Origin of the sequence: Mycobacterium sp. KBS0706 (assembly GCF_005938675.2) — a bacterium.
Taxonomy (GTDB): Bacteria; Pseudomonadota; Alphaproteobacteria; order DSM-16000; family Inquilinaceae; genus Inquilinus.
In genome coordinates, this window is record NZ_VCCH02000162.1 from 1 (window position 1) to 9961 (window position 9961).

The 9961-nt window shown below is 62.7% G+C and carries 11 protein-coding genes and 1 pseudogene; 2 read left to right on the plus strand and 10 right to left on the minus strand.

Going from position 1 to position 9961, the window contains the following annotated elements:
• A partial coding sequence (locus FFK22_RS43505; RefSeq protein WP_221939211.1) for a hypothetical protein occupies positions 1 to 212 on the plus strand: 212 nt, incomplete at its 5' end.
• 58 nt (positions 213 to 270) lie between these two features.
• On the opposite strand, the gene FFK22_RS44930 is transcribed toward FFK22_RS43505, so the two are convergent.
• The 4 genes from FFK22_RS44930 to FFK22_RS39365 all read right to left on the minus strand — a co-directional run bounded on the left by FFK22_RS44930 (position 271) and on the right by FFK22_RS39365 (position 3943).
• Positions 271 to 990, minus strand: a complete 720-nt coding sequence (locus FFK22_RS44930) for an NAD(P)H-binding protein (RefSeq protein ID WP_138893327.1) — start codon at positions 988 to 990, stop codon at positions 271 to 273.
• Positions 941 to 1972: an alpha/beta hydrolase gene (locus FFK22_RS39355; protein ID WP_138893328.1), complete on the minus strand. Its 1032-nt coding sequence runs from the start codon at positions 1970 to 1972 to the stop codon at positions 941 to 943. Before FFK22_RS39355 ends, FFK22_RS44930 begins: the two co-directional genes overlap by 50 nt.
• An 84-nt stretch (positions 1973 to 2056) precedes the next feature.
• Positions 2057 to 3049: an aldo/keto reductase gene (locus FFK22_RS39360; RefSeq protein WP_138893329.1), complete on the minus strand. Its 993-nt coding sequence runs from the start codon at positions 3047 to 3049 to the stop codon at positions 2057 to 2059.
• A gap of 57 nt (positions 3050 to 3106) precedes the next feature.
• Positions 3107 to 3943 carry an oxidoreductase gene (locus tag FFK22_RS39365; protein ID WP_138893330.1) on the minus strand — a complete coding sequence of 279 codons (837 nt, stop codon included), beginning with the start codon at positions 3941 to 3943 and terminating at the stop codon, positions 3107 to 3109.
• Between the two features lie 324 nt (positions 3944 to 4267).
• On the opposite strand from FFK22_RS39365, the gene FFK22_RS39370 reads away from it, so the two are divergent.
• Positions 4268 to 5164 carry a LysR family transcriptional regulator gene (locus tag FFK22_RS39370; protein WP_138893331.1) on the plus strand — a complete coding sequence of 299 codons (897 nt, stop codon included), beginning with the start codon at positions 4268 to 4270 and terminating at the stop codon, positions 5162 to 5164.
• Positions 5165 to 5474: 310 nt separating this feature from the next.
• Here the strand turns inward: FFK22_RS39370 and FFK22_RS44620 are convergent.
• From FFK22_RS44620 to FFK22_RS39400, 6 genes and pseudogenes are all read right to left on the minus strand, one after another.
• A pseudogene (locus FFK22_RS44620) lies at positions 5475 to 5735 on the minus strand (DUF4405 domain-containing protein); the annotation flags it as partial.
• Between the two features lie 134 nt (positions 5736 to 5869).
• Complete coding sequence (locus FFK22_RS39380; protein ID WP_138893332.1) at positions 5870 to 6352, minus strand: cytochrome P460 family protein; 483 nt, start codon at positions 6350 to 6352, stop codon at positions 5870 to 5872.
• Positions 6353 to 6446: 94 nt separating this feature from the next.
• On the minus strand, positions 6447 to 6917 hold the full coding sequence (locus FFK22_RS39385) for a cupin domain-containing protein (RefSeq protein WP_138893333.1): 471 nt from the start codon (positions 6915 to 6917) through the stop codon (positions 6447 to 6449).
• Positions 6918 to 6962: 45 nt separating this feature from the next.
• Positions 6963 to 7391 (minus strand): carboxymuconolactone decarboxylase family protein, encoded by a 429-nt coding sequence (locus FFK22_RS39390; protein ID WP_138893334.1) that lies wholly within the window; start codon positions 7389 to 7391, stop codon positions 6963 to 6965.
• A 94-nt stretch (positions 7392 to 7485) separates the two neighbouring features.
• On the minus strand, positions 7486 to 8595 hold the full coding sequence (locus tag FFK22_RS39395) for an alpha/beta hydrolase (RefSeq protein ID WP_138893335.1): 1110 nt from the start codon (positions 8593 to 8595) through the stop codon (positions 7486 to 7488).
• Between the two features lie 69 nt (positions 8596 to 8664).
• The gene (locus FFK22_RS39400) at positions 8665 to 9747 is read right to left on the minus strand and encodes an alpha/beta fold hydrolase (protein WP_306770244.1); all 1083 of its coding nucleotides are present in this window, start codon (positions 9745 to 9747) and stop codon (positions 8665 to 8667) included.
• Positions 9748 to 9961 lie beyond the last annotated feature (214 nt).

A 9961-nucleotide genomic window follows, 5' to 3' on the forward strand; every position in this document is an offset into this window, starting at 1 on the left:
GCATCGACGCCAACACCGGGGTCGCCGGTGACCAGGCTTTCACCTTCATCGGCGCGGGCCTCTTCACCGGTGTCGCCGGCCAGCTGCGTGCCGTCAACAACGCTCCGGGGGTCACCACCATCGCCGGCGACATCAATGGCGACGGCGTCTCCGACTTCCACATCCAGCTCACAGGAAACCTTACCCTCTTCGCCGGCGACTTCGTGCTCTAGCGCGGCCGCTATATCGGAGTCCATATCCACCGTGTGGACTTTGACCTAGCGGCCAGCATCAACGTGAAGCTCGATGCTGGCCGCTAGGCACCGATATCGCCGTTGACGGAATCGTCTCCAGATTCTGGCACCGAGACCGGGACGTCTGCTTTCGTGCGGAGCGGTCGTTCAGCAGCGTGTGGCATGACTTCCGCTTTCCGCCCTTTGCGTTCAGCTCGGCCGACGGGAGGCATCCCGATAGCGGCCATCGACCCCGGCTCCGGAAAGCGGACATGGCCGCATGCGACCCCAAGCCGCCTCTCGGCATCGAAGGTCGAATGGTCCGGTGATCACTTCTTCTCGGACGGCCGGGCTGACGGCGGGGCGCCCGAAACCCGCCGTCGCCCTCGGCTCCGGAAAGCGGACCTGACCGCACTCGACCCTGAGCGGTCATGAGGCGCAGCGAGAGGCCTTCCTTTTGCGCGGTCCGCAGTCGGCTCGATGCGGACGATCGAGATTGGAAGTCGTTCCTTCCGGTATCCGCAGCTTTGCGGCCACGCGCGAAGACGACGGCGTCGACTCCATCGACGGCCGGCACCATGGATCCAGGGCGCGTCGGATCACCGACGACGACGTCCACACCAGGTCGCGGCCGAAGCTTTCCCGGATCGCGCGCCAACGGGCGGACCTTGTGCCCTGTCGCCCGACGACCAGCGACACGAGCTGAGACTCGTCCATGGTTGCTCCCCCTATCGCGCGCCGCCGGTTGTGACGAGCTTCTCCCAGAACCGGATGGCATCGGTGATCCATCCTTCGGCGCTGGTGCCGGTGGCCGGCCCGAAGCCGTGGCCGAGATCCTCGTATGTGCGGTACTCGACCTCCGTGCCGGCCCGGCGCAGGGCATCCACGCGCCGCTCCATGGCGGATGGAGGCGCGATGCCGTCTTGCTCGCCGACGACGACAAAGGTGGGCGGTTCATCGGAGGTATGGTCCGAGTGACCGGTATAGGCCATCACCACGGTTGAGGGTCTTGGAACCTCGTCGCCCCCAAAAGCTGCGATGCCATGTGAACCGATTGCGGCCGCCATCCTGGCGCCGGCCGAACTGCCCCAGAGGGAGTAATTCTTGGTGCTGACTCCGAGCCCTTCGGCGTTGCGGAGAACATAGGAGACGGCAGCAGCCAAGTCTTCCGTGGCGATCTTGCCGCCATACCCTGCACGGTACTTCAGGACGAAGGCATTGTATCCCCGGTTGCTGATCTCAACGGCATAGGGAAAGCCCTCGTGAACGGATCCGACATAGGAAAATCCGCCACCCGGAGCTATGATCGCAAAGGGCGCTCCTGGTCTTCCGCGGAAGAAGAATAGGCCCGCATTTTCCTTTGCCGGTTGCTCCCGCTTCTGCGCATCCGTGTAGATGTCGTAGAATACGGTTTCTCCATTGTTTATATCGTCGATCATGTGGTTCAGCGCGTCCACGACGGTGTCGGGATCGACATGACTGTGATAGGGCAGGAGCGAGCCGATGTCGTCGAGCCGCATGTCGGCATCATAGGCGCGGCCATCCCACGGCAATATCAGCCGACCGAACCGAGCAAACGCTGGGTGATCGAGAAGATCTCCTATGCTGTTGCTGGATCTCAAATGGGTTCCCCGAGCTTCTTCGAGTTCGGCAGCCTGATTGTCAGAGAGCAAGAACTTGTTCTCCTTTGCTTCTGCGAACGAAGAAACCGAGAGCAGCGACAGCGCCAGGCAGGCGGATTGAAGTGCGAAGGCGGCCATCTGTATTAGGTCTGGGGTTTGTCGGTTAGGCGGTGCTCGCACGGCCGCCCTGCGGTGAAAGCGGGACGGCCGTCTCCGTTGCTCCTAATGGCCGGTCATCTTCAGCACGGCTTCAGGCAGGCGTTCGCCCTGGACCTCGATCTTGGATGCCTCGGCGTTGATTTCGGCGAGATCGTTGGCCGTCAGCTCCAGATCGATCGCGCCGAGGTTTTCCTCGAGGCGGTTCAACTTGGTGGTGCCGGGGATCGGCACGATCCAGGGCTTCTGCGCCAGCAGCCAGGCGAGCGCGACCTGCGCCGGCGTCGCGCCCTTGCGATCCGCGACTCCCTTGATCACATCCACCAGCGCCATGTTGGCCTTGCGAGCCTCCGCCGAGAAGCGGGGCACCAGGTTGCGGAAATCGCCCGCGCCGAATTTGGTGGTCTCATCGATCTTGCCGGTCAGGAAGCCGGCACCCAGCGGGCTGAACGGAACGAAGCCGATGCCGAGCTCCTCCAGCACGGGCAGCAGCTCCGCCTCCGGTCCGCGCCAGAACAGCGAATATTCGCTCTGGAGCGCCGTCACAGGTTGGATGGCATGGGCTCGGCGGATGGTCTGGACGCCGGCTTCCGACAGGCCGAAGTGCTTGACCTTGCCCTCGGCGATCAGGCCCTTGACGGCACCGGCGACATCTTCGATCGGCACATTGAGATCGACGCGGTGCTGGTAGAACAGGTCGATGCGGTCCGTTTTCAAGCGCTTGAGCGCCGCCTCCGCCACGGCCTTGATGTGCTCGGGACGGCTGTTGGTCCCACCAGAGCGCTCGCCGGTCTCCAGGTTGATGTCGAAACCGAACTTGGTGGCGATGACGACCTCGTCGCGGATCGGCTGCAACGCTTCGCCGAGCAGCGCCTCGTTGGCGAACGGGCCATAGGCCTCGGCCGTGTCGAAGAACGTCATGCCGCGATCATGCGCATCCCGGATGAGCTTGATCATATCGGCCTTCTCGACGGCCGGACCATAGACGCCTGTCATGCCCATGCATCCGAGGCCAAGCGCCGACACCTCCAGGTCGTTTCCAAGCCTGCGTGTCTTCATTGCTCTTCTCCATTCATGGTTCGTATCGGCGCTACGGAAGGCGGGTGTGTGCCGATGTCACGAGCCGGCCGGAAAGTCGGTGCTGATGCTGGCGTCTTTCCAGGTTTCGATTTCGTGCCGCTGGGTGTCGAGTTCGCCAGAGACGATCCTGACGGCGTCGCTTCCGAGCAAAAGCCGGGCGGGAAGTTCTGACCCCGTGACAAGCTTGATCAGCGCCTGGGCCGCGCGCTCAGGGTCACCCGGCTGGGTGCCATGCGTCTTGTCGTTCTCTTTCCGCCTCGGTCCGGCGGTCGAGGCATAATCGGCGATGCTGGCCCTGGCCTGCTGCAGGGAGCGGCCCGCGAAGTCCGTTCTGAAGGCTCCGGGCTCGACGATTGTGACGCGGATCCCGAGAGGAGCGACCTCCTTGCGAAGCGCATCCGACATGCCCTCGACGGCGAACTTGCTGGCCGAGTAGTAGCCTGAGCCAGGTGCAGCCAATCGGCCGGCGATCGAGGAAACGTTGAGGATCGTGCCACTGCGGCGTGCGCGCATGCCCGGGAGGACCGCCTTGATCATCGACACGGTGCCGAAGAAATTGGTGGCAAAGAGGGCTGCGACCTCGTTGTCATCGCCTTCCTCAACGGCCGCGCGATAGCCGTAGCCGGCGTTGTTGACGAGAATGTCCACGGATCCGAAGCGCTCCTCCGCCAGCTTGGCGGCGCTTTCGGCCTGGGCTTGGTTCGTCACATCCAACGCGGCGGCCACGGCGATCTCGGGGTAGGCGGACGCGAGATCCTGCACGGCGTGGACGTCACGCGCCGTGACGACGGCGTTGAAGCCGGCGTCGAGGACAGCTCGAGCTAGGCTCTTTCCCAGACCCGTCGAGCAGCCTGTAATCAACCAGGTCGTCATCTGCTTTCCTTCCGAAGAGCTCTCTGTGCAATTACCAAATAGCCGTTACCGCCCCGACCCGAGCCTGAAGGCTTGGGGGTAACGGTCACCCTGCATGGTGATGCGTGACAAAGCGGTGTTGATTTCTGTTTCAGCGCAATGCGGGCCCGAAGATTTGCCGAGAGGGTGACGCCCAATTCTGTTGATTTGCATAATTTGATGCCAGGGCAACGCACCTGCTTGCTTTTTCAGCGATCTGTGGGTCTGGATGCGGCGAATATAGCGTTCGCAGCGGTCAGCGATTAGGCGCTATAATCGACATGTCGATATTAGATGGAATAATGAATGGCCCACGAAAACTTCAACAATCTCGCCGCCTTCGCCACCGTCGCGAAGGAGCGGAGCTTCACCAGGGCCGCAGCAAAGCTGGGAGTTACTCAATCCGCCCTCAGCCAGACCATCCGCGCGCTGGAGGAGCGCCTCGGACTTCGGCTCCTCACGCGCACGACCCGCAGCGTGGCGCCGACCGAAGCCGGCGAGCGTCTCCTGCAGACCGTCGCGCCAAGGTTCGAAGAGATCGAGGTGCAACTCGCCATGCTCAGCGAGTTGCGCGAGAAGCCGGCCGGCACCGTCCGGATCACGGCCGGCGAGCATCCGGCGATTTCCATCCTGCAGCCCGCGCTGAAGCGGTTCCTGCCGGACTATCCGGACGTCAATGTCGAGATCATCGTCGACTATGGCCTCACCGACATTGTTGCCGAGGGATACGACGCCGGCGTCCGCATGGGCGAGCAGGTCGCGAAAGATATGGTTGCTGTCCGCATCGGTCCGGAGATGCGCATGGCCGTCGTCGCGTCTCCCGCCTATTTCGAGCGGCATCCGCCTCCACAGACCCCGCAGGACCTGACCGCGCACAAGTGCATCAACATGCGGCTTCCGACCTATGGCGGACTGTTTCCGTGGGGTCTCGAGAAAGACGGTCGCGAGGTCAAGGTGCGGGGCGAAGGGCAGCTTGTGTTCAACAATCTCGGCCTGCGGCTCAGCTCGGCCCTGGATGGTCTCGGCGTGGCCTACATGCCGGAAGACCAGGTGCTCCCCTATGTCGCCGAGGGACGGCTCATACGTGTTCTGGAAGACTGGTGCCCGTATTTTCCGGGATATCATCTCTATTACCCGAGTCGCCGGCACTCTTCACCCGCGCTGTCGCTGCTGGTGGATGTGCTCCGCCACCGCGGAAACTGAGAGCGCGTCGGGCGGTCCCGCGCTTGCGGTGCTGAACCCATCTCATGGCGTAGTGGGTCAGGACCATGTAGAGCCCGGCGATCGCGACGCAGTGGACGAAGAAGCCAGCAACCGACTCTTCGAAATTCCACCAATCGAGCGTCACCTGCATGGCGAGCTTGGTGCCGAGGCCAAGTTCGAACGAGCTCCATACTCCGTGAACCGCGATGGCGGCGGCGGCCAGCCGCAGCGTCCGGGATCGCGCCGCATTTGGTTTGGAGATGCCGAGGAGGCCGCGCGCCACGCCCATGATCAGCGGCCAGCGCAGGCCCAGATGGATGGCGACGACGACGAGAACCCAGTAGGCCGCGAGCGTATGGATCTGCCGCACGGTGAAGCCGCCATAGGGCGACATGACGCCGGACAACGCATGGGAGATCAGCACGCTGGTGATGAGCAGCACCACCATGGCGATGAGCAACGCCAAGGTGACGGCGATATTGACCAGTCCCCGTGCTTCCCGCCGGGCCCGGGCGATCGTGCCGTAGAAGCGCCGGTTGAAGACGTTGTGGACCACGAGCAGCAGGAACATCGCAGTCCCGGCCAATTCGTGGGCCGTGTTGCCGAGCCACCAATACGAGAGGCCGAACAGCAGAAGGCCGGCAGCGACGAAATCGAACGCCAGCCGCAACAGGAACACGGAATTCAAGGCGCGGTCCTTTCGCTTCACTCGACCGGCGTGCCGTTGAATCTGGGAATGCGATATGCGGTATAGAGGTAATCGCTTCCCTCCTGGCTACGATGACAGGATTGGCAGCGAGCCGTGTTCTCATTCATGTTGACCGACTTGTCCGGCCAGAACCATTGGAACTGCCAGTCGGCCGTACGGCGGCCCTCGTCATAGTCGGCGCCGAAACCCTCGCCCTTCTCCATGACAAAGTACCGGTAGAGTTCGCCATCGCGATAGTCGACCAGAACGAAGTGCGTACCGGCCGGGGGCGGCCGCCCGCCTTTGATGGCCTCCATCGCCTCGGGCGTCGTCATGATGTGCTCGGTCACATCGCCGCGCCTGACGGTCGTATAGTGGACCAACCGATCGAGATTCTCTGGAAATTTGACGCGGTTGGTCTCGGCATACCCCTGCCAGCCGACAGCAAGGACGACGCCAGCGGTCAAGGCGGCAAAGACAAGGGACTTCGCAACTTTCATCGTGAACGAATCTCGCTCGGGGTTCGGAAATTGGGGGCTGAGGCGGACCTTGCAGCCCACCTTTGCGCCCCATGGCGCCTCATGCGAACGGCGGTCAGCGCCGGTACTGCTCTTCCGTGACCTGCTCCATCCACTCGACCGCCTTGCCGTCGAGCGCTTCGGAGACGGCGATGTGCGACATGCCGTTGGCCGAGGTGGCCCCGTGCCAGTGCTTCACGCCTGGCGGGATCCACACGATGTCGCCCGGCCTGATGTCCTGAACCGGGCCATCCCACTCCTGGACAAGGCCGACGCCCGCCGTGACGATGAGGGTCTGGCCAAGCGGATGGCTATGCCAGGCCGTGCGGGCGCCGGGCTCGAATGTCACGATGCCGCCACCGATACGGGCGGGCGCAGTGCCTTGGAAGCGGGAGTCGACGCGGACCGAGCCGGTGAAGTTTTCGGCAGGACCCGCAGCGGATGGCTGCGACCCTGGACGCGTGACGGTGATCATCTGATTGGACTGGGCCGACGCCGCCGACGCGCACAGGACAATGGAAACGATTGTTGCAGCAAGGGACTTCATCTCACTCCTTCGATTTGCTGGTCTCCGCGTGGCCCGGTTACCCCGTCAATTTTTGAAGACCTCGCGGGCAACGCCGACCGCGGTGATCGCGTTGGGCCAGCCCGAGTAGAAAGCGAGCTGGGTAATCGTTTCGACGATCTCCTCTTCGGTCACGCCGTTGCGGCGCGCGAGCGCGATGTGGGAGCGGAGCTGTTCAGGGCGGTTGAGCGCCACCAGCGCCGCGACGGTGATTAGGCTCCGGTCGCGCTTGGCGAGGCCAGGCCGCTCCCAGATATCCCCGAACAACACGTCGTCGGTCAGTTCGGCGAGCTTGGGCGCGATGTCGCCCATCAGCTGCTGCGCGCGCGACTGCTGCTGAGCAGGTGCCGCGTCGGACGTGGCGGGGGGCTGGCTCTGCGCACTGGCCATGGTGGATATTCCTCCGGAAAGAAGCAGGCTGGCTGCGACGAACAAATTTCTCGTGAGCTTCTTCAATGGATGAGTCCTCGGAGATTGGGGATGGCGCCCGGCACAGAAGCTGGCGCCATATTGTTGACGCCTCTTGTTGGATGCCTCATCGGAAAGCGAGCTACGAGCGGTCGGAAACGAGGGTCCGGGCAAAAAACGGCGTCAGCTTGCCCATTGCCGCATCCACGTAGTTGGGAACCCAATAGGTTTCGATGTGGGTGGCGCCGTCGATCTTGAAAAATTCCTTGTCCGTCGTGCCGGTGGCCTTGGCGAATGCGTCCTCGCTCATATACAGGCTGTCGGCCTTGCTGCCGGCGATCATCAGCAGCGGCTTGTCGATCAGTTCGATCTGGTCGGTCGCATCCCAACGCATCAGGTCAAGCAAGCTGCTCATGGTGTACTTGAAGGTCGAGCCGGGGTGCGCGTGCGTCCTCCAGTAGTACTCGTATCCCTGTCGATAGAGATCGAACGGCAGGGCGGCGATTTGCGCATCCGTCAGATTGGCATCGCCCGCATAGAGAATTTCCCCGCCCGCCACCTCCTGGGCGCGGGCGTTCGACGCCTGCTGCAGACGGTCCTGGATGGTCGCCAGTTGTGAATCCACATAGCCATTGCGACGAACCCGCCCGGAATTGAACACGCTCAGCGTCGCGATCGACTTGAAGCGCTTGTCGGTCTTTGCCACCGCCAACGAGTAGCCGCCGCCACCGCAGATGCCGAAGAGACCGAGACGCGCGGCATCGACGCCCGGATAGCGGGTGATGAAGTCCGCCATGCCGTGGATGTCCTCGATGCGGAATTGGGGTTTGTCCACGCTGCGCGGCTCGCCGCCGCCCCCACCTTGATACGCGGCATCCGCGGTGATCGTGATGTAGCCCTGTTCCGCCAGGTGCTGGGCATACAGGCCCGCGACCTGTTCCTTAACCCCGCCATTCGGGTGCGCCACGACGATCGCAGGATGATTTTGGCTCAGATCGTAGTTTGCTGGCGTGTAGACGTTGGCCACAATATCCAGGCCATTGAGCTTGTAGGCAACCGGGTGAATATTGACTTTGCCCGGCTCATTCTTCGTGATCGCCCCGTCATAGACCAGGGTGAACGGATTCTGCTTGTAGTCGGCTGCGACAGCGGTGGCACTGGTCATCGCGGGAACTCCCACTATTACACCGGAGAGAACAAGCGCGGCTCCGAGAAACTCGCGCCTTTCCCTGTTGATGAATTCATCGGTCATTTCGAACTCCAATCTTCGATCCGCAGGCGCCGCGATGCTCGCGAGGCGCCGAACGTCGGCGCAGGCGGATCAATCCAGTTTCTTCTCGGCCAGGAACTGCGAGACCTGATCCGCGATCTGGACATTGTTCAGGTCGGACATCAGGAAGTGCGTATTGCCGCGAATTCCGATCTCCGGAAGGTGCACCAGCCGGGCATCGCCGCCATGCTTGTTGATGGCCGCCACCCACAGCTTGGCCATTGCCAGCCGGACGCGCCAGTTGTCCTGCCCACGCTCCTTGGTCGGTTCGACCGGGAAGTTGTCGCCGTAGTAGATGACGATCGGGATGCGGGTCAGCTTCTCGAAATTGGCGAGCGGTACAGCCTCGGGCGACAAGGTGCCGGCTGCGCTCGACATCGCCGGGGGCAGTTCGCCCTCGGGGAAGATGAAGCCACTGCCCGGCTCGAAAGCGACGATCGCCTTGACGTTGGGATTCTTGATCGCCGTCAGCCAGCCCGGACCGCCACCCTGTGAATGTGTGAAGAGGATCGCCGGACCGATCTTCGCGAACAGCGCGGACATGGCATCCGAGATCACGCCTGCATTGTAAGGGCCGGTGTTGGGCGTTACCGAGCGGAAGAACTGGTCCAGCGTCTCAGGCTTGCGATCGAATTGGACGTTGTCGAAGTAGTTCGGCCACTTTCCGAGCCGGAACTGGTCGAAAAACAGTTGGTCATAGGGCGTGGGCTCGATGGTCGCGGCGACTGTGCTGTTGCCCGCCCGTCCACGGCGCGGCTGATCGACCAGATAGACCGGGAAGTGCCGGCGCAAGAAGATGTTCTGGAATCCCTCGCGGCCGTCCGACGTGGTCTCCCAGCTGCGCGCCGACTGATAGGCGCCATGCAGCATGACGATGGGCAGCGCTTTTGGATTCTGCGGCACCTGATAGAACGCGTAGAGATGGTCGCCGTGCAGGCTCTGTCCTGCCGCGGAGGGCGCGTTGTTGTTGTAGGTGCCGGGGGTCTGCAGCACCATCCCACCGACGGCGAAGCTGCCTTGCTCTTGGATAGTGAGGGGCTCCGGCCTGTTCGCCTGTTGGGCCATCGATAAAGGGCTTGCAACACTGCCAACGGCGACCGTAATGGACACCAACAGATACTGCCAAGAGTTCAAGATCGTCGTTTCCTTCTAGTGCCTCGGAGCCGGCCGGACTCTAGCTTCGATCCCATTTTTTGATTAGGCAGCTGGATTCGATAAGGTTTATTAGATAATCTAATGAATGATTGGGTGCCCGCGCGTGTTGCCTGGCGCCCGTCGGCGACGCAGCCGGCATGACCGCTTTCCTTCGAAGCGGTCATACAGCCGACTCGGGCGCTGCTTCCGCTCC